This window comes from Microbacterium sp. NPDC058062, assembly GCF_042885375.1.
GTDB classification, from domain to species: Bacteria; Actinomycetota; Actinomycetes; order Actinomycetales; family Microbacteriaceae; genus Microbacterium; species Microbacterium trichothecenolyticum_C.
On record NZ_JBHVSC010000002.1, the window covers coordinates 985,104 to 1,004,437 of the forward strand.

General features: G+C 69.1%; 16 protein-coding genes. 3 read left to right on the forward strand and 13 right to left on the reverse strand.

What is annotated here, in order from left to right; genetic code table 11:
• Positions 1-5: 5 nt before the first annotated feature.
• Complete coding sequence (locus tag ACFVSU_RS09160) at positions 6-392, forward strand: hypothetical protein (RefSeq protein WP_387141185.1); 387 nt, start codon at positions 6-8, stop codon at positions 390-392.
• Between the two features lie 43 nt (positions 393-435).
• Here ACFVSU_RS09160 and ACFVSU_RS09165 read toward each other — a convergent pair whose 3' ends face one another.
• The 7 genes from ACFVSU_RS09165 to rlmN all read right to left on the reverse strand — a co-directional run bounded on the left by ACFVSU_RS09165 (position 436) and on the right by rlmN (position 9,614).
• A complete protein-coding gene (locus tag ACFVSU_RS09165) occupies positions 436-798 on the reverse strand; it encodes a VOC family protein (RefSeq protein ID WP_387141188.1) in 363 nt (120 codons plus the stop codon).
• A 149-nt stretch (positions 799-947) separates the two neighbouring features.
• Positions 948-1,427 carry an NUDIX domain-containing protein gene (locus ACFVSU_RS09170; RefSeq protein ID WP_387141191.1) on the reverse strand — a complete coding sequence of 160 codons (480 nt, stop codon included), beginning with the start codon at positions 1,425-1,427 and terminating at the stop codon, positions 948-950.
• A 3-nt stretch (positions 1,428-1,430) separates the two neighbouring features.
• Positions 1,431-2,444, reverse strand: coding sequence for an aldo/keto reductase family protein (locus tag ACFVSU_RS09175; protein ID WP_387141194.1), 1,014 nt, complete (start codon positions 2,442-2,444; stop codon positions 1,431-1,433).
• A 54-nt stretch (positions 2,445-2,498) separates the two neighbouring features.
• Complete coding sequence (locus ACFVSU_RS09180) at positions 2,499-4,622, reverse strand: ABC transporter ATP-binding protein (protein ID WP_387141197.1); 2,124 nt, start codon at positions 4,620-4,622, stop codon at positions 2,499-2,501.
• Positions 4,619-6,352: an ABC transporter ATP-binding protein gene (locus ACFVSU_RS09185; RefSeq protein ID WP_387141201.1), complete on the reverse strand. Its 1,734-nt coding sequence runs from the start codon at positions 6,350-6,352 to the stop codon at positions 4,619-4,621. Before ACFVSU_RS09185 ends, ACFVSU_RS09180 begins: the two co-directional genes overlap by 4 nt.
• Before the next feature lie 242 nt (positions 6,353-6,594).
• Positions 6,595-8,211 carry a DUF4407 domain-containing protein gene (locus ACFVSU_RS09190; protein ID WP_387141204.1) on the reverse strand — a complete coding sequence of 539 codons (1,617 nt, stop codon included), beginning with the start codon at positions 8,209-8,211 and terminating at the stop codon, positions 6,595-6,597.
• 161 nt (positions 8,212-8,372) lie between these two features.
• Positions 8,373-9,614, reverse strand: coding sequence for a 23S rRNA (adenine(2503)-C(2))-methyltransferase RlmN (rlmN, locus tag ACFVSU_RS09195; protein WP_387141207.1), 1,242 nt, complete (start codon positions 9,612-9,614; stop codon positions 8,373-8,375).
• 65 nt (positions 9,615-9,679) lie between these two features.
• Between rlmN and ACFVSU_RS09200 the strand changes: the two genes are divergently transcribed.
• Both ACFVSU_RS09200 and ACFVSU_RS09205 read left to right on the forward strand, forming a co-directional pair.
• Entirely contained in the window at positions 9,680-10,318 is a 639-nt protein-coding gene (locus ACFVSU_RS09200) for a LysE family translocator (RefSeq protein ID WP_387141210.1), read from the forward strand.
• Position 10,319: 1 nt separating this feature from the next.
• Positions 10,320-11,195 carry an HAD family hydrolase gene (locus ACFVSU_RS09205; RefSeq protein ID WP_387141213.1) on the forward strand — a complete coding sequence of 292 codons (876 nt, stop codon included), beginning with the start codon at positions 10,320-10,322 and terminating at the stop codon, positions 11,193-11,195.
• Between the two features lie 12 nt (positions 11,196-11,207).
• On the opposite strand, the gene ACFVSU_RS09210 is transcribed toward ACFVSU_RS09205, so the two are convergent.
• From ACFVSU_RS09210 to ACFVSU_RS09235, 6 genes are all read right to left on the reverse strand, one after another.
• Complete coding sequence (locus tag ACFVSU_RS09210) at positions 11,208-12,209, reverse strand: LacI family DNA-binding transcriptional regulator (RefSeq protein ID WP_387141216.1); 1,002 nt, start codon at positions 12,207-12,209, stop codon at positions 11,208-11,210.
• Between the two features lie 2 nt (positions 12,210-12,211).
• The gene (locus ACFVSU_RS09215) at positions 12,212-15,271 is read right to left on the reverse strand and encodes a glycoside hydrolase family 2 TIM barrel-domain containing protein (RefSeq protein WP_387141219.1); all 3,060 of its coding nucleotides are present in this window, start codon (positions 15,269-15,271) and stop codon (positions 12,212-12,214) included.
• Entirely contained in the window at positions 15,268-16,077 is an 810-nt protein-coding gene (locus ACFVSU_RS09220; protein WP_387141222.1) for a carbohydrate ABC transporter permease, read from the reverse strand. The genes ACFVSU_RS09215 and ACFVSU_RS09220 overlap by 4 nt, the downstream gene beginning before the upstream one ends.
• On the reverse strand, positions 16,070-17,041 hold the full coding sequence (locus tag ACFVSU_RS09225) for a carbohydrate ABC transporter permease (RefSeq protein ID WP_387141225.1): 972 nt from the start codon (positions 17,039-17,041) through the stop codon (positions 16,070-16,072). Before ACFVSU_RS09225 ends, ACFVSU_RS09220 begins: the two co-directional genes overlap by 8 nt.
• Before the next feature lie 87 nt (positions 17,042-17,128).
• A complete protein-coding gene (locus ACFVSU_RS09230) occupies positions 17,129-18,430 on the reverse strand; it encodes an ABC transporter substrate-binding protein (RefSeq protein WP_387141228.1) in 1,302 nt (433 codons plus the stop codon).
• Between the two features lie 367 nt (positions 18,431-18,797).
• Complete coding sequence (locus ACFVSU_RS09235; protein WP_387141231.1) at positions 18,798-19,181, reverse strand: VOC family protein; 384 nt, start codon at positions 19,179-19,181, stop codon at positions 18,798-18,800.
• Positions 19,182-19,334 lie beyond the last annotated feature (153 nt).

A 19,334-nucleotide genomic window follows, 5' to 3' on the forward strand; every position in this document is an offset into this window, starting at 1 on the left:
GTCCAATGTTCCGCACACTCGCCACCGTTGCCCACGACAGCAGTCCAGTTCTCTCCGATTGGACCATTGGAGAGCTTCTGGAGTGGATCGGGGACGACGACGCGCGTTGCCACGACGCGACGCTCGTCGGACTGCTCGCCGAGATCGACGAGGCGCTCGCGCCGCGGTCGGGGGCAGAGGCATCCGTCCTCGCGCCGACCTCGCCGGTGCCGCTCGTCCGTTCCCTCACCACGCGGTTGCGCACCGAGCCCGCGCTGCGCGACGCGCGCGTCGGCGACGTCGTCGAGGTCGGGTCGCCACACCCCGCCGTGATCGTGCGGGGTGACGACGCTCGCGGCGCAGGCGTGCGGGGCGCAGCATCCCTCCGCGCACCGCGGCTCCGCGTCAGCTGACCCGCCGCGAGATCTCACGAGAGCGCGGCGGGACGGACCGGTGTCAGCCCTCCATCGTGCCTTCGAAGAGACCGACCGCGTTGCCGTCGGGGTCGCTGATGACGGCCCACCAGCTGGTCGGCGTGATCTCGCCCTTCTCGCGCAGCAGCTCTCCGCCGGCGGCCTTCGCCTTCGCGACGGCGTCGTCGATCGAGTCGACCTCGACGTAGGAGCGGGGCTGGGTGAAGCCGTCCTCGCGCGGGGCGAGGCCACCGCCCGAGACCTTGTTGGGCGCCTGCCACATCGGATACCCCTCGAACCCGGGGACCTCGGCGATCTGCCACCCGAACAGGTCGGAGTAGAACGCGGTCGCCTTGCCGAAGTCGCTGACCGGGATGTCGATGTGCGTGATGTCGCCGTGAGCCATGGGGGTTCCTCTCGTTCGGGTTCGGACCCGGCCAGTCTCCGCCGCGCTCGCCCGGCCCGCAAGAGACCGCGAGAGTACAGCTGGTGGACGAGAGGTGGGGAAGCACCCACCCTCTCGGCGACCAGCTGCACTCTCGCGGGAAAGGCGGGTCAGCCGGCGGACGCGGCCTCGGCGAGATGGCGCTCGAGGGCGTCGATCGCGGGACGCTGACCCTTCACCAGGCGGTCGCGCGCGGTGCCGAGGGGCGTCCACTCCGCGCGGTCGACCTCGGGGAAGCGCGCCGTCCTGCCGGAGCGCGGCGGCCACTCGAGCTCGAACTCGCCGAACTCGAGGCCGTCGAGCGAGAACCCGGTGCCGTCGGCGATGAACACGGTCACGCGCTTGCCCGACGAATACGCGAACGTGCCGAGCTCGGCGTAGGGCGGCTCAGGCGGGTCGATACCGAGCTCTTCGCGGAACTCGCGGCGCGCAGCATCCAGCGCGCTCTCCTCCCCCTCGGTGAACTCGCCTTTGGGGACGGACCACGCGCCGGCATCCTTGCTGGCCCAGAACGGCCCGCCCATGTGTGCGATGAGCACCTCGGGTTCGGGCGCGATCCGGTAGAGCAGGATGCCGGCGCTGGTGATCACGGCTCAGACGATACGGGTCTTGGGCGACACCGTGTAGGTGTCTTCGGGGTCGCTGAACACGACGTCGCCGAGGGCGGTGTCGATCGCCGCGAGCGTGTCGGCGTCGAGCACGACACCCGAGGCCTTGACGGTCTCGGCGAGCTGCTCCGGACGGGATGCCCCCACCAGCGCGGACGCGACGTTCTTGTTCTGCAGCACCCACGCGATCGCGAGCTGCGGCATCGACAGGCCCGCCTGCTCGGCGACGGGCTTCAGGCGCTGGACCGCCTCGAGCACGTCGTCGCGGAGGAAGCCCTGGATGAAACGGGCGCCGCTCTTGTCGTCGGTCGCGCGCGAGCCCTCCGGCACCGGCTGACCCGGCAGGTACTTGCCCGAGAGCACACCCTGCGCCATCGGCGACCACACGATCTGCGAGATGCCGAGCTCCTCCGACGCCGGCACGACCTTGCCCTCGATGACGCGCCACAGCGCGGAGTACTGCGGCTGGTTCGAGATGAGCTGCACGCCGTAGCTCTTGGCGAGAGCGTGGCCTTCACGCAGCTGCTCGGCCGTCCATTCCGAGACGCCGATGTAGAGCGCCTTGCCCTGGCGCACGACGTCGGCGAAGGCCTGGAAGGTCTCTTCGAGCGGCGTCTCGTAGTCGAAGCGGTGCGCCTGGTAGAGGTCGACGTAATCCGTGCCGAGGCGCGTGAGCGACCCGTTGATGGACTCGAAGATGTGCTTGCGGCTGAGGCCGGTGTCGTTCGGCCCCTGCGGGCCGGTCGGGAAGTAGACCTTCGTGAAGATCTCGAGGGACTCGCGGCGCTGGCCCGAGAGCGCCTTGCCGAGGACCTCCTCGGCGGCCGTGTTGGCGTAGACGTCCGCGGTGTCGAACGTGGTGATGCCGGCGTCGAGCGCCGCGTGGACCGTCGCGATCGCGGCCGAGTCGCCGACCTGCGAGCCGTGGGTGACCCAGTTGCCGTAGGTGATCTCGCTGACCTTGAGACCGCTGTTTCCGAGGTACCGGTAATTGACCATGAGAAAACGCTACCCGCCCCGATGGGTGCATCGGGACGGGCAGCGTCGCTCGGATCAGACGACCGGTGCGGTCTCGTCCTCGGTGGCGTCGTCCTCAGCGGACTCGGTGCGCTCGCCGGACTCCGCGTCGATGGACAGGGCTCGGGCCTCCTCGTCGAGATCGGCCGCGGCCTGCTCGAACTGCGAGTTGTAGAGGCGGAAGTAGGCACCCTTCGCCGCGATGAGGTCGTCGTGCGTGCCCTTCTCGACGATCCCGCCGTTCTCCATCACGAGGATGAGGTCGGCGTCGCGGATCGTCGACAGGCGGTGCGCGATCACGAACGACGTGCGTCCTTCGCGGAGCGCCGCCATCGCGTGCTGCAGCAGCAGCTCGGTGCGGGTGTCGACGGAGCTCGTCGCTTCGTCGAGGATGAGCACCGAGGGCTGCGCCACGAACGCGCGCGCGATCGTGATCAGCTGCTTCTCGCCCGCCGAGATGTTCGACGCGTCCTCGTCGAGGAGCGTGTCGTACCCGTCGGGCAGCGAGTGCACGAACCGGTCGACGTAGGTCGCCCGCGCGGCGGCGAGGATCTCGTCGTCGGTGGCGTCGGCCCGGCCGTAGCGGATGTTCTCGCGGATCGTGCCGGCGAACAGCCACGGGTCCTGCAGCACCATGCCGGTCTCAGCGCGGATGTCGCGGCGCGTGAGGTCGGCGATGTTCTGCCCGTTGAGGAGGATGCGACCGCCGTCGAGCTCGTAGAAGCGCATCAGCAGGTTGACGAGCGTCGTCTTGCCTGCGCCGGTCGGACCCACGATCGCGACCGTCTGCCCCGGCTCGACCCGGAACGACAGGTCGTGGATGAGCGGCCGGTCAGGCGAGTAGGAGAACGCGACGTCCTGGAACTCGATCGTGCCGTCGCCCTCGACGAGCGCCGGGGCGTCCTCGGCGTCGGGCTCCTGCTCGGGCTCGTCCAGCAGTTCGAACACGCGCTCGGCCGAGGCCGTGCCCGACTGCACGACCGCCGCCATGCCGCCGAGCTCCGCCAGCGGCTGCGTGAACTGCTGCGAGTACTGGATGAACGCCTGCACGTCGCCGAGGCGCAGCTGGCCGCCCGCGACCATGAGCGCGCCGAAGACCGCGATGCCCACGTAGGTGAGGTTCCCGATGAACATCATCGCCGGCATCATGATGTTCGACAGGAACTGCGCCTTGAACGAGGCCTGGTACAGCTCCTCGTTCTCCTCGCGGAATGCCTCGCGCGACGCCTGCTCGCGGCCGAACACCTTGACGAGCGCATGCCCCGAGAACGACTCCTCGACACGCGCGTTGAGCCGGCCGACCTTGCGCCACTGGATGCCGAACGCCTTCTGCGAGCGCGGCCCGATGACGCCGAACAGGATGCCCATGAGCGGGAAGCTCACCAGCACCACGAGGGTCAGCTGCCACGAGATCGTCAGCATCATGATGAGCACGCCGATCACGGTCAGCACGCTCGTGAGGGCCTGCGACAGCGACTGCTGCATCATCTGCGTGATGTTGTCGATGTCGTTCGTGACGCGCGAGATCAGCTCGCCGCGCTGCACGCGGTCGAAGTAGCGAAGCGGCAGGCGGTTGATCTTCGCCTCGACCTCTTCGCGGAGACGCCACATGACGCGCACCATGATCACGTTGATGACGTAGCCCTGCAGCCACATCAGCAGCGACGAGGCGAAGTACAGCCCCAGCACGATGAGCAGCACGCGGCTGAGCGCCATGAAATCGACGCCCGCGCCCGGGACGAAGTGCTCCATGGCCGAGACGATGTTGGCGAGGTCCTGCTGCCCCGAGGCCTCCAGCCCCGCGACGACCTGCTCCTTGGTCATCCCGGCGGGCGCCATCGAAGAGACGACGCCCTCGAAGAGGATGTTGGTCGCCTCGCCGAGCACCTTCGGCGAGAGCACCGCGAGCACGACGCCGATCGAGCCGAGGATCGACACGAACACGAACGCCCAGGCGTTCGGGCGCAGCAGCCCGATCAGCCGGCGGAAGGCGGGCCAGAAGTGCGCGGCCTTGCCCGGGGCGACCGCGCCGCTCCAGTCGTCGGCCGCGATGCGCGCCTGCTCGCCGAGTTCGATCTCGGCCTTCTCCTCGGCGCTCAGCTCGGCCACGGCCTGGCGCACGCGTCGACGGGTCTTCTCGGTGTTGTTCTCGTCGCTCATCGCGCGACCTCCGCTCCGAGCTGGGATTCCACGATCTCGCGGTACGTCTGACTGGTCTCGAGCAGCTGCTCGTGCGTGCCGATGCCCACGATGCCGCCGTCGTCGAGCACGACGATGCGATCGGCGTCGGTGATCGTCGAGACGCGCTGCGCGACGACGATCTTGGTGACATCGGGAAGCTCGCGCCACAGCGCCTGCCTCAGCCGCGCATCGGTGGTGAGGTCGAGCGCCGAGAACGAGTCGTCGAACACGAGGACGCGCGGCTGATGGACGATCGCCCGCGCGATCGCGAGCCGCTGCCGCTGCCCGCCCGAGACGTTCGTGCCGCCCTGGGAGATCGGGGAGTCGAGCCCGGCATCCATCTGGCTCACGAAGTCGCTCGCCTGGGCGATCTCGAGCGCACGCCAGAGCTCGGCGTCGGTCGCTTCCTCGCGGCCGAACCGCAGGTTCGACGCGATGGTGCCCGAGAACAGGAACGGGCGCTGCGGAACGAGCCCGATCGTGCCCCACAGTGCGTCGAGGTCTGCCCGCCGCACATCGACCCCGCCGACCTCGACGACACCGTCGGTGACGTCGAAGAGCCGGGGGATGAGCGAGATCAGGGTGGTCTTGCCCGCGCCGGTCGAGCCGACGATGGCGACGGTCTCGCCCGCGTCGGCGCGGAAGCTGATGCCCGAGAGGATCGGGTGCTCGGCGCCGGGGTAGGTGAAGGCGACGTCGCGGAACTCGACGGCGCCGGGCGCCGGGAACTCGCCGACCGCGTCGGACGGACGCTCGAGCGACGAGTGCGTGTCGAGCACCTCGCCGACGCGCTCGGCCGACACCGCGGCGCGCGGGATCATCAGGGTCATGAAGCTCGCCATCATGACGCCGGAGAGGATGATCATGGCGTACTGCATGAAGGCGAAGAGCGTGCCGATCTGGATCTCGCCGCTGTCGACCTGCATGCCGCCGAACCAGATCACGCCGATGACGGTGACGTTGAGGATCAGCATGACCGCGGGGAAGAGCACCACGAAGAGCGACCCGACCTTGCGGCCGACGACCATGATCTCGGTGTTGGCCTCGCGGAAGCGCTCCTCTTCGATGGGCTCGCGGACGAAGGCGCGGATGACGCGGATGCCGGTGAGCTGCTCGCGCATCACGCGGTTCACGCCGTCGAGCTTGCCCTGGTAGCTGCGGAACAGCGGCACCATGCGGGCGATGACGATGCCCGCCACGACGAGCAGCACCGGCACGGCGATCGCGATGATCCAGGCGAGGCTGGCGGCCTGCTCGATCGCGAGCACGATGCCGCCGATCGCGAGCAGCGGCGCCGTGACGAGGAACGTCGCGCCCATCATCGCGAGCATCTGCACCTGCTGCACGTCGTTCGTGTTGCGGGTGATGAGCGAGCCGGCGCCGAAGCCGGTGACCTCGCGCTCGGAGAAGCCCGAGACGCGCTCGAAGATGTCGTCGCGGATGTCGCGACCGAGGCTCATCGCGGCGCGCGCCGCGAAGAAGGTCGCGATGATCGACGCGACGATCTGACCGAGCGACACCGTCAGCATGACGATGCCGGTGCGCCAGATGTAGTCGGTGTCGCCCTTGGAGACGCCGTTGTCGATGATGTCGGCGTTGAGGCTCGGCAGGTACAGCGAGGCGACGGCGGAGGCCGACTGGAACAGCAGCACGCCGAGCAGCAGCCAGCCATACGGTTTGAGATATCGGACGAGGAGTTTTGCCAGCACGAGAGTTCTCCCGGACGCGGCGAAGCCATGGCAAGGCTCCGCCTCTGCGGATCTGAGGGTGCCGACCCACCTTCGCACGGGCCGCCGACATCGCGGCAGTCCCGTTCACTGAGGGCGGAACGGGGGGCGTGGCCGCCTCCCACTGGCGACCCGCCGGTCACTCTAACACGATATATCGCGACGCACGAGACCGCTCCCATCCCGTGCGCCCGCGGCGCCGGGAGGGACAGCGGATGCTGCGGCTAGGCCTCCGCGCCCTGCGCGATGTCGGCCCGCTCGCGCCAGCTGCGCGCCGTGACGCGATCGAGCGCCACCTGGCGACGCAGCGCGTCGGCCTTCTCGTAGAGCGAGGGCTCACCCCAGCTCGTGAGCACCTTCACGAGCACCGGCAGCAGCTCGATCATGAAGAACAGCCCGGCGATGAGCCAGTGGGCCCACGCGAGGATCGGCTCACGGTCCGACAGCCGCTCGAGCCCGCTGATCTGGCTCAGGAGCCCCACCGCACCGGAGTTGCCCCCGGCGATCTCCGCCGCACGGGCGTCGTACGCGGCGAGCGCGGCCTGGTACTGCTCGCGCGCGCCGGGCAGCTCGTCCTTGGCCTGCTGCTTGTTGGTCGCCTCCGATGCGCCGGCGTCCGCCGTGCCCGCGGCCTGCGCGGCGGCGAGATCCGCCTGGGCCGCCGTCAGCTGCGAGTTCAGGTCGTCGTACGCCGACTGGGCGGCCGCGAGCTGCGCCTCGGCGGCATCCGAGCTCGCGCCTTCGCCGGCGACGCCGCTGCATCCCTGCACCTCACCGGCACCCTGTCCGGTGAGCTCGCACTGGTAGATCGCGCGCGCCTGGTCGATCACCTGCTGCTGCGCCGCGAGCTTCGCGGTGAGGTCGTCCACGGTCTGCTGCGCCGACGCCGCCGACGCCGACGTGGTGTCTGCGCCCGCCACGACACCGCTGGCCGCCTGGCTCTCGAGCGCCGCGACACGGTCGCTCGCAGCATCCAGCGCCTGCTTCTCGGGGCCGGCGGTGACGGCATCCTGATCCGACTGCGCCTGCGTGATGTTGGTCGCGTTCATCTCGCGCGCGATGTCGTTGTGGAAGATCTGCAGCACGAGCGGCTCGGCCACCACGATGCCGATGACGGCGGCCATGATGACGCGAGGGATCGCGAGCGCGATCAGCCGCCCGATGCTCTGCGAGGAGCGCATCGTGGAGGTGAGGAAGCGGTCCAGGTTGAAGATGATGAGCGCCCACACGATCGCGAGCGGCAGGGCGCCCCATGCGACGATCCGCACACCGGTGGTGAGCGCGAAGTACATCGAGATCGCCGAGATCAGGGCGGTGCCCGCGATCACGAAGAACATCTGCACGAAGCGGGGCGTCTCGGTCGGCACCTCGTCGAGGACCGATCCGTCGGCGCCGCCGAGGATCGCGAGCTTGCGCCACCCCGAGGTCCGCTCTCGACGCGGACGCTTCGCACGCTTCGCGCGGACGGGAGGAACGGATGCCTCGGCCACGGGCTCTTCGTCGCGCACGGGCTCGTCGGCGACGGGCTCATCCGCACGCGGCTCGTCGATCGCGCCCCACTCGCCGATCGTCGTCGTCTGCTCCGCCACGACGGGCTCGGCGACGGCCACCGGCTGCGTCGGGTTCATCGCCAGGGCGTCCTCGAGGAGGTCCTTGGTCACCGGGAACGGGTCCTCGGGGCCGTCGTCGTCGGCGCGCTGGTCGGCCCCGGGCTCACCGGCCGCCTGCTGGGCGCGCACGTCGTCGAGGTACAGATCCTCGGTCTGCTCGTCGCCCGCCTCGAACTCGATCCGGCCGTCGGAGCCGAACCGGCCCGGCCGGTGTGCGGAGTAAGAAGACATCCGCACAGGCTAGAGGGCGCTTCCTGTGCGGCAGGTGTATTAGAGGCACGTGAGATCGAGGATGCCGCAGGGTCGCAGCATCCCTCATCTCAGTCCTCGCCGCCTGCGAAGTCCGGACTTCGCGCGATCCGGAGGTCGAAACGCAGCGTTTCCCGGACGGGTCAGTCCTCGAGCGGGGTGGCCGCGGCGACCGCCTCGTCCTCCTCGGTGGCGACGAGCTGGCCGCACGCGCCGTCGATCTCCTTGCCGCGGGTGTCGCGGAGGGTCGTCGGGATGCCGGCCTCGTTGAGGCGCCGCACGAATTCGTTCTGCACCGAGACCTCGGACGCGGTCCAGATCGAGCCGGGCGTCGGGTTCAGCGGGATGGGGTTCACGTGCACCCAGCCGTGGCCCCGGTCGTTGAGCTTCTTGGCCAGGAGATCGGCGCGCCAGCCGTGGTCGTTCATGTCCTTGATGAGCGCGTACTCGATCGAGACGCGGCGGCCGGTCTTGTCGAAGTAGGCGCGCGCGGCGTCGAGCGCCTCGTCGACCTTCCAGCGGGAGTTCACCGGGATGAGCTCGTCGCGCAGCTTGTCGTCGGGCGCGTGCAGCGAGAGGGCGAACGTGACGGGGATGTCTTCGTTGGCGAGCTTCGTGATCGCGGGCACGAGGCCGACGGTCGAGACCGTGATGCCGCGGGCGCTCATGCCGAGGCCGTGCTGCTTGTCGGTCATCACGCGCACCGCCTGCATGACGCGCGCGTAGTTGGCGAGCGGCTCGCCCATGCCCATGAAGACGATGTTCGAGACGCGCTCGGCCGAGTGGTCGTCCCTCTTCTTGCCGCCGAGGCCCCCGTCGGCGATGAGCCGGTTGGCGCGAACGACCTGCTCGACGATCTCGGCCGCCGACATGTTGCGGGTGAGGCCGGCCTGCCCGGTCGCGCAGAACGGGCAGTTCATGCCGCAGCCGGCCTGCGACGAGACGCACAGCGTGATGCGGCCCGGGTAGCGCATGAGCACCGACTCGACGAGCGCACCGTCATGCAGCTTCCACAGGAACTTGATGGTGTCGCCGCGGTCGGTCTCGAGGCGGCGCACCTCGGTGAGCAGCGGCGGCAGCATGCCGTGCACGAACTCCTCGCGGCCGTCGGCCGGAAGGTCAGTCATGTCGGCGGGGTTGTGCGTCCAGTGCTGGAAGTAGTGCTTCTCGAGCTGCTTCGCGCGGAAGCCGGGAAGCCCGAGCTCCTTGACCTTCTCGACACGCTGCTCGGGGGTGAAGTCGGCCATGTGCACGGGCGGCTTGCCGCGCTTCGGGCTCGCGAACTGCAGGAGGGGCCGGCCCTCGGCATCCTTCTTCTGCGTCCATCCCTCGGTCGCCGGACGCACCTGGCGTGGTTTCGTGGTGCGGACAGGCGAATCGGTCATGCGTCCAGGGTACGCGGAGACGTCTGGACAGAGGCCGATCCGCCCGCCCGGATTAGGCTCACCCTGTGGTCCCCGTCGAGAACCTTCTCGCCTTCACGCTCGCCGCCCTCGTCCTGATCGTGATCCCGGGTCCGAGTGTGCTCTTCACGATCGGGCGCGCGCTCGCCCTCGGCCGCATCGGCGGGCTGCTCAGCGTGCTCGGCAACGCGCTCGGCCTGCTGCCGATCATCGGCCTCGTCGCGATCGGCGTCGGCGGCATCGTCGCGCAGTCGATCGTGCTCTTCACGATCGTCAAGGTCGCCGGCGCGCTGTACCTCATGTATCTCGGCGTGCAGGCGATCCGCCATCGCCGGCGGGCTGCCGCCGAGGCGAACGGCGGCGCACTCCCCCGCTCGGCGTGGCGCCAGCTCGGCGAAGGTTTCGTCGTCGGAATCACGAACCCCAAGACGATCGCGTTCTTCGTCGCGGTGCTCCCCCAGTTCGTCGACCTGAACGCGGGCATGGTGCCGCTGCAGATGATCGAGCTCGGACTCGTCTTCTTCGTCATCGCCCTCATCTCCGACGGCATCTGGGCGCTGATCGCGGCCGGCGCACGCGAGTGGTTCGGGCGCTCCCCGAAGCGCATCTCCACCCTGTCGGCGACGGGCGGCGGCCTCATGATCGGCCTCGGCGGCATCCTCCTCTTCACCGGAAACAAGCACTGACATGGATGCTGCGACCCCGCCCCCTGCCGACCGCCGCCGGATCATCTTCCTCGACGTCGACGGCACCCTCCTCGAGCACGGCTCGCACGTGTCGCCCTCGACCGGCCCGGCCATCCGCGCGGTGCGCGAGGCCGGACACCTGGTGTACCTGAGCACGGGCCGCTCGGCCTCCGACATCCATCCCGATGTCGCCGAGATCGGCTTCGACGGCGCGGTCACCAACTCCGGCGCGCTGGTCGTGTCGGGCGGAGAGGTGGTCGTCGACCGCCCGCTGTCGCCCGCCGCGACGGACCGCATGCTCACGGCGCTGCAGAGCCGCGGCATCCGCTACTTCCTGCAGACGCGCGATGCGGTCTACGCGAGCGACGACATGGCCGAGCTGATGCGCGACTACGCGGCGGCCCTCGAGGCGCGTGAGAAGGCGGGCAAGCAGGTGCGGCCCGAGGACTCGCTCGTCGGCCTCGCGCAGCGCACGTTCCCCGGCGTCGACGAGGCGGACCTCACCCGCATCGACAAAGCCGTCTTCGTAAGCGACCACCCCGAAGGCCTCGAGGAGCTGCGGGAGGACCTCGGCGACGAGTTCCTGATCGTGCCGGGGAGCATGCCGCTGCCGGGCGGCTCGAACGGCGAGATCAGCGAGCGCGAGACGACGAAGGGGTCGGCGATCGAGCTGCTCCTGGCACATTTGGGCATGGACGCCGCCGACGCGATCGCGGTGGGCGACAGCTGGAACGACATCGAGATGTTCCAGGTGTGCGGCGTCTCGGTGGCGATGGGCAACGCCCAGCCCGAGCTCAAGGAGCTCGCCGACTTCGTCACGACCGACGTGCTCGACGACGGCATCGCGAACGCGTTCCGCCGCCTCGGCCTGATCTGAGGCCCGGGCCGCTCAGCCCGCGGGCGCGGCCGTCGATGCGCGCAGGACCAGCTTCGTCGCCAGCTGGACCTGCTCCGGAGGCGCGCCGCGCTCCATCTCGAGTGCGACGCGCAGCGACTCGCGGCCGAGCAGCCCCCAGTCCTGACGCACGGTGGTGAGGGGAGGCGCGAACATCTCGGCCTCGTCGATGTCGTCGAATCCGAGGACCGACACGTCCTGCGGAATCCGCAGGCCGGCCTCGATGATCGCGCGGTAGGCGCCCAGCGCCATCTGGTCGTTGGCCGCGAAGACGGCGGTGGGGCGCTCCTCGGCGAGCAGTTGCCGCATCGCGCGGTAGCCCGACCCGGGACTCCAGTCCCCGGGTCGAGCAGCGGGGAGCGCGCGTCCGCGTTCGGTGACCACGTCGCGCCACGCGTCGAGGCGCGACGCCGCGGAGAACGAGCCGGGCGGGCCGGTGATGTGGTGCACCGTCTGGTGGCCGAGGTCGAGCAGATACCCCACCGCCTGGCGCGCGCCGACGAGCTGATCGAAGTCGACGGTGGCGACGCCGTCGACGAGCGGCGGGCCGAGGATCACCGCCGGCACCCCCTCGGGCAGGTGCAGCGCCTCATCGACCCCGAAGGGGGCCGGGAGGATGACGATCAGCACGTCGACCGCCATCTCGCCCAGTCGTGTGAAGGCCCCGTTGGCCGCCTGCCCGGAGGAGGCGGCCAACGGCATGAGCGTCGTCGCGTAGCCGCGCTCGGCGGCCCGCTCGGAGATCTCCTCGAGCGAGCGGTGCGTGCCCACGGAGTGCAGGCTGTGATAGACGACACCGACCGTGCGGAACGACCCGCGCCGGATGGCGCGGGCCGCCGCATTGGGGCGGTAGCCCAGCTCACGCATCTTCGCGAGCACGAGCTCGCGCTTCACGGGCGCCACGTTCGGCTCACCGTTCGCGACGCGGGACACCGTCTGCACCGATACGCCGACGGCCTGCGCCACGTCACGCAGCGAGGTGCGGCGTTCCTGCACTCTCAGACCCCTCGGAAGGCGAAGTCGAACACGAGGTCCCCGCTGGTCGGCAGGTGGTACTGCGCGAGCGTGCGCGCACCCCATGCGTCGTCGCCGCCAACGCCGCGCCGCATGAGCGCGGGCCGCAGCACGGTGCGGAGGATCGGCGGCAGCTCGGTCTGGTGCAGGGCGTTCTCCACTTCGTCCGGCGTCCACGGCAGTGCCGAGAACTCCATGCCCCCGGCGGATTCGACGCGGAGACCGGCTCCCCTGCCGTCGGTGACCTCGGCCCACCGCACGCCGGTGCGGCTTCCCGCCTCCTGCGGACGCAAATAGGGGGTGAGCTCCGTCGTCACGTCGCGATCGTACACGCCCAGGCGTGCCCCGCCGCGGCGGTCGACGTAGCACTCCTCGGGCCCGTCGCCGTACCAGCGCAGCCGGCGGAACTCCGGCAGCGTGGTGAGCAGCATCCCGAACTCGGGCAGGCTCGGCAGGCCCTCGACGAGGTGGAGCGTCTGCGTCACCTCGACCCTTCCGGCGCCGTCGACGCGGTACGAGACGTCGCACGTCGTGGCCGGCCGCGTGGGCAGCTCGTACTCGTACGTCACGGTCACGGCAGTGCCGTCCTGCTCGACCCGCGTGCGGGTCAGCGGCTCGCGCACGCGCCCGTAGCGGCTGGCGAGCAGCCACTGGCCGTCCTCGAAGGGCGCCTCCCACCCGCGCTCGTTCGACGTCGGCGCGTGCCAGAAGTGCGGCCGCGGCATCCCCGTGAGCAGCTCCCGCCCGCCGTCCGACGTCATGCCGAACCGATAAGAGGTGAGCCCGCCGTACAGCGTCGAGAACAGGGTGCTGAAGCCGGCACCGCGCACCCCGATGTTGTGCGCGCCGCGGATGAGCTCGGGCGCCGGCGCTGCGACCCGCACGGGCGGCGCTCCGACCCGGACGACCCGCTGCTCGTACGCGACCTCGTGCCCTTCCTCGGCCCACGCCGTCGCCGCCCGCAGGCGGAACGACACGTCGATCGCGTACTCCCCCGGCGCGGTCGGCACCGCGATGGGGAGGGCGACGCGACCGGTGTCGCCGGCGGCGATGTCGGTCTCGACCTCTTCGCGGCGCAGCATCCGTCCCTCGCGCGAGAGCGTGACGACGCACCGGTACGCGGCACTGGACGTCGAGAGCAGACGGTTGTGCACCGTGAAGCCGTCGTCGTCGATGCGGATCTTGAAGCCCTGGTAGAGGTATGCGACCTCCTGGAGCTTCGGCGTCGGCGAGTGATCGGTGAAGAAGATGCCGTTGCCGCAGAACTCGGCGTCATTCGGGGAGTCGCCGAAGTCGCCGCCGTAGCCGTAGTACTCCTTGCCGTAGCGGTCGGTCAGGGCGATCGCCTGGTCGGCGAAGTCCCAGATGAACCCGCCCTGGAACAGCGGCTCGCGGTAGGCCAGCTCGATGTACTCGTCGACGGCGCCGAACGAGTTGCCCATGGCGTGGGCGTACTCGCACAGGATGAACGGCTTGTCGCGGCGGTGGCGCAGGTACTCCTCCACCTCCGCGGCGGGGGTGTACATCTGGCTCGCGACGTCGGTCGTCTCCTCGTAGCGCGGGTCCCAGAACACGCCCTCGTAGTGCACCGGGCGGCTGTCGACCCCGCGGAAGTACGCCGCGACGTCGCGCAGGTTGGTGCCGCCGAACGACTCGTTGCCGCACGACCACATCACGACGCTCGGGTGGTTCTTGTCGCGCTCGAACATGCTCGCCGCACGGTCCATGAGCGCCGGCCGCCACTCGGGGCGGTCGCCCGGGACGGCGTCCTCGACCGGCGCGCCGAGCTTGCGGATGCGGTCCCAGACGCCGTGGCTCTCGAGGTTCATCTCGTCGATGACCATGAGCCCGTGCCGGTCCGCGAGCTCGTAGAACACCGTGCTGTTCGGGTAGTGGCTGGTGCGCACGGCGTTTACGCCGACGGCCTTGAGCGCGAGCAGATCCGCCTCGATCTCGGCCGCGCTCTGCACGCGACCGGCGAGACCGAACTCGTGCCGATTCACGCCGAAGAAGACCACACGCCGCCCGTTGAGCTTCATCAGCCCGTCCTCGATCGCGAAGCGCCGCACGCCGACGCGCTGCACGATGACTTCGGTCACCTCGCCCGCGGCGTCCTGCACCTCGATCTCGAGGTCGTACAGCCACGGATTCTCGGGGCTCCACAGCCGGGGATTCTCGAGATGGATGCTGAAGCCGCCGCCGCCGCGGGGCTCGAGCGGTCCGACCCCGGCGAGGCGGGCGGCGACGCTCCCCTCCCCGCGCAGATCGACGCGCAGGGCGATGTCTGCGGCCGAGGCGTCGGAAGCGAGGTCGACGTCGACCCGGAGGTCTTCGACGTGCGCACGGGGACGGCGGTACAGGACGACGTCGCGGAACAGCCCCGAGAACCGGAAGAAGTCCTGGTCCTCGAGCCACGAGCCGCTGGAGAACTTGAACACCTGCGCGGCGAGCTTGTTCTCCCCCTCCAACAGGGCGTCGGTCACGTCGAACTCCGACGGTGTGAAGCTGTCGGTGGCATACCCGAGGTAGCGCCCGTTGAGCCAGACCGCGATCGCGCTCTCCGCGCCCAGGAAGCTGATGCTCACCGTCTCGCCGTCCTCGACCGGACGGTCGAGGACGAAGCTCTTCACGTACGAGGCGACCGGGTTGTAGCGCTCGGGCACCTCGCCCGGGTCGATCTGCTCGACGCCGTCCCAGGGGTACTGGACGTTGACGTACTGCGGGCGGTCGTAGCCGTGCAGCTGGATGTGCGCGGGGACCGGGATGTCGTCCCAGCTCTCGCAGTCGTACTCCGGGTGGAAGAAGCCGGCCGGCGCGGCGGCGGGGTTCTTCGCGTAGTGGATCTTCCAGCGGCCGCTGAGCGACTGCTCGCAGCCGCTGTCGCCGTCCGCCGCCTCGGCCGCCGTCCGGAACCAGCGGTGGTCCGAGTGGGCGGGCCGGCGATTCTCCTGGACGAACCGGGGATCCGCGATCCGCATGGCGTCGAACATCACGCCCTGCTCTGCGAAGCGCTCGGTGTCGATGTCGATGGTGTCGAGAGTCACTTGACCGCCCCCGTGATGCCCTGTGCGAACTGCCGCTGCAGGAGGAAGAACACGATCATCGTCGGCAGCGACGACAGCAACACGGCGAGCATCAGCACGCCGTAGTCGGTGACGTACCCGGCGCTGATGTTGGCGGTGAGCATCGGCATCGTCAGCACGCTGTTGTTGACGAGGATCACCTTCGGCCACAGGAAGTTGTTCCACGCCATCATGAACGTGATGACGGCGGCGGCCGCGAAGGTCGACTTCATCGTCGGGACGTAGATCCGCGCGAAGATCGACAGCTCGCTCAGCCCGTCGATGCGCGCCGCCTCGATGATCTCGTGAGGGAACGACCGGGACGCCTGCCGGAACAGCAGGATGAGGAACGGGGTCGAGATCATGGGGATGACGACGGCCCACAGCGAGTTGACCATCCCGACGCGCGCGAACAGCTGGAACAGCGGGATCATCGTCGCGGCGAACGGGATCATCATCGCGAGCAGCAGGATCGCCATGACGACGTCCTTGCCCTTGGAGTGATAGACCTCGAAGCCGTAGCCGGCGATGGAGCACACCGTCAGCGCGAGGATCGTCGTGCCCACCGCGATGAGGAACGAGTTCGTCATCGCGCCCACGACGTCCTGGGTCGAGAAGAGCACCGCGATGTTCTCGAAGAGAGCGGTGCCCGGCAGCATCCGTGACGACAGCACGTCCTTGCTGGTGTTCGTGGCCGAGACGGCCATGAAGTACAGCGGGAAGACGGAGAACAGGGCCCAGATCGCCAGCAGGGCGTACCCGGGAAGACTGCGGAGCTTGTTAATCACGCTTGTCACCGACCTTCATCTGGATGAACGAGAGGATGGCGACGAGCATGAGGATCACGTACGAGATCGCCGCGGCATAGCCGAAGTTGGGGTTCTTCTGGAACGACACCTCGTAGAGGTAGTGCGCCATCGACATGGTCTGGTGGGCGGGGCCGCCCTGGGTCAGCGCCCATGACTCGTCGAACATCTGCAGGGTGCCGTTGATCGACAGGATCGCCGTGAGCACGATCATGGGCTTGAGCTGCGGCACGGTGACGTACCAGAACGTCTGGAACCCGTTCGCCCCGTCCATGCGGGCGGCCTCGATGCTGGACTGGTCGATGTTCTGCAGGGCTGCGAGGTAGAAGACCATGTTGTAGCCGGTCCAGCGCCAGAGCAGGCCCAGGATGATGACGAACCGGGCGGTCTCGGGCTGGCCGAGCCAGTTGATCGGGCTGCCGATGGCACCGAGCGACATCAGCGCATCGTTGACGAAGCCGTCGTTCGCGAAGAGCGTCCGGAACACCAGCGAGTACGACACGAGCGACACGGCGCAGGGCAGGAAGATGGCCGTCCGCCACACCGCCTTGAAACGGAGCTTCGGGTTGTTGAGCAGATTCGCCAGCACCAGTGCCAGCGTCAGCATGATCGGCACCTGGATGATCAGGTAGATGAACGTGTTCGTCAGCGTCAGGCGGAAGACGTCGTCGTTCAGCAGGCGCTCGTAGTTGTACCAGAGCGGATCGGCGAACTCGAGGCGCGTGCCACGTCCCGTCTGCAGCGACAGGACGAAGGCCTGCGCCATCGGGATGAAGCTCATGAACAGGATGAGCAGGGCGGCGGGGAGCAGGAACCCCCAGCCGGTGAGGCTTCGGCGGCGGGCGTTGTTGAGCCACGGCTTGCGGTCGCCGATGTAGTTGTCCAGCGGCGGCGGCTGATTGCGCCTGCTCGCGGTCTTGGTGCGCGTCTTCACGTCGGAGGCCACGGCGTCGTCTCTTTTCGTTGGGCGGTCAGGGCCACGGTTCCGGTCCGGCGGGGCGGGCTCGCCGCCCCGCCGGACCTTCTCGCGTGGTTACTCCATCGCGAACTCGACGTTGGCCTGCGCCTCTTCGAGCGCCGTCGTCATGTCGGTGCCGCCCATGATCTGCGTCATGGCCGTGCTCACCGCGTCGCGCGCCTCGTAGTAGTACGCGCCCGTGTTGTTCGACGGGACCTCCGGGCCGAACTTCACGACGTCGGCGAAGATGGGCTGACCGCCGAAGAACGCGATCGGCTCGTTGTAGACGTCGCTGTCACCGGCCGGGATCCAGTTCGCGACCGCGCCGGCCTTCGGCAGGATCGTGTCGTACAGCTCGGTCGAGCCGGCGAAGGTCGCGGCGAGGAAGTCCGACGCGAGGTCGACGTCGGCCGTCGACGAGATGGCCCACGACGAGCCGCCGTTGGCGGAGTAGTTCGTCGCGCCCGATACGCCGTCGAGCTTCGGGAGGTTGGTGACGGCCCACTTGCCGTCCTGGTCCTCCGCGGTCTGGATCGAGCCGACGATCCACACGCCGTTGATCGTGCCGCCGACGGTGCCGTTGACGAGCGTGCCGATGTACTCGTCCCACGAGTTGACCTCGACGAGCACGCCCGCCTCGACGAGCTGCGTGTACATGTCGATCGCGTCCTCGAGCGCGGCGTTGTCGACGATCGTGGGGTTGCCCTCGTCGTCGAACAGGCTGGCGCCGGCCGACTGCAGCATCATCATCGGGATGTCGGCGGAGCCGGCCTGGCCCGACAGCAGCGGCTGCCCGGTCTTGGCGAGCACGTCCTTGCCGATCGTGAGGTACTCGTCCCACGTGATGTCGGTGAAGTCGTCGACGGTGTAGCCGGCCTGCTCGAGCACGTCGGTGCGCAGCGCCGTGATGGCCGTGCCCGCGTCGAACGGCACGCCGTAGTTGACGTCGTCGATGGTGGAGTAGTCGACGACCGACTGCGGGAACTCCGAGAAGTCGATGTCGGAGTCGCTGAAGTCGGAGAACAGGTCGGGGTAGTTGATCCCGTTCTTCTGGAACGCGTTGTTCTGCATCAGGAAGATGTCGGGCAGCTCGTCGAACGCCTGCGACTGCGCGATCGTCGTGAGCTTGGTCTGGAGGTCGTCCCACGGCACCTCGACGATGTCGAGTTTGAAGTCGGGGTGGTCCTCCTGGTAGACCTTCTCGGCCTCCTCCATCGCGTAGATGTTGAAGGCGGGGTCCCAGGTCCAGACGGTGAGCGTCTCGTCTCCGTCTCCCTCGCCGGAGCCGCCGCCCGACCCGCTGCAGGAGGTCAGGGTCAGCGCGAGGGGAACGGCGAGCACGAGGGCTCCCGCGGCCAGCTTGGTGAAGCGCTTCATGGGATTGCAGATCCTTCCATGGATTCCGTGACACCCCGCACGTGGTGCCGTGCAGAGCGTGGTGCGGATCAGTCGTCGGCGCGTCGGTACGCGCGTCGGAGCGAACAGAGACACATCCGGAAGTACCGCGGCGATGCGGCGTCGCATCGTTGTGCTCTCCGGTGAGCACGCCGTCCTCTGATTCCGAAGGAAAGCTAACACTGGTAACGTCACCACGCCAGTGTTTTAGCGGATTTTCATTTTCTGAGAATCATCCTCGCCAACGCCGTCGCGCAGGGTCGCCGACGGCGCCTTCGGCGTGCATGCCGAAGGCGGGGAGGGCGGACGGATGCTGCGGCGCCGGCGTCGCAGCCGCGCGCCGCGTGCGTCAGGCCTCGGCCGCGGGCGCCTCCGCGCCGAGGTTCACGAGGTTGCCGGCGGGGTCGCGCACCTGCGCGACGCGCTCGCCCCACGGCATGTCGGCGGGCGGCTGCTCGACGTGGCCACCGCCGTCGAGCCATGCGGCATAGGTGGCGTCGACGTCGTCGACGTAGAACCACAGCGCGATGCGGTCGCCCGGCATCGGGGGCAGCGCGTCGGGATCGCGCCCGATGCCCAGCGAGACGTCGCCGATCTGCAGCGAGACGTAGTCGGCCTCGTCGCCCTCGCCGAACCGGTAGGGCACGGTGGCGCCGAGCGCGCGCTCGTAGAACCGCACGAGCCCCGGAAGGTCTCGCACCAGCAGGATCGGGAACAGGCTCCGCACCGCCATGGTCCCCACGCTACGCCGCCGCACCCGCGCGAGACAGGGACTCGTCGGCGAGGTCAGACCCTATGAGGGTGGGGTGCTGGTGCTCTTGTAGGCCCAGGGCCTCACGGTGCAGATTCGTGGATCATCCCGAGGAGTGGCCTTGGGATGCCGACA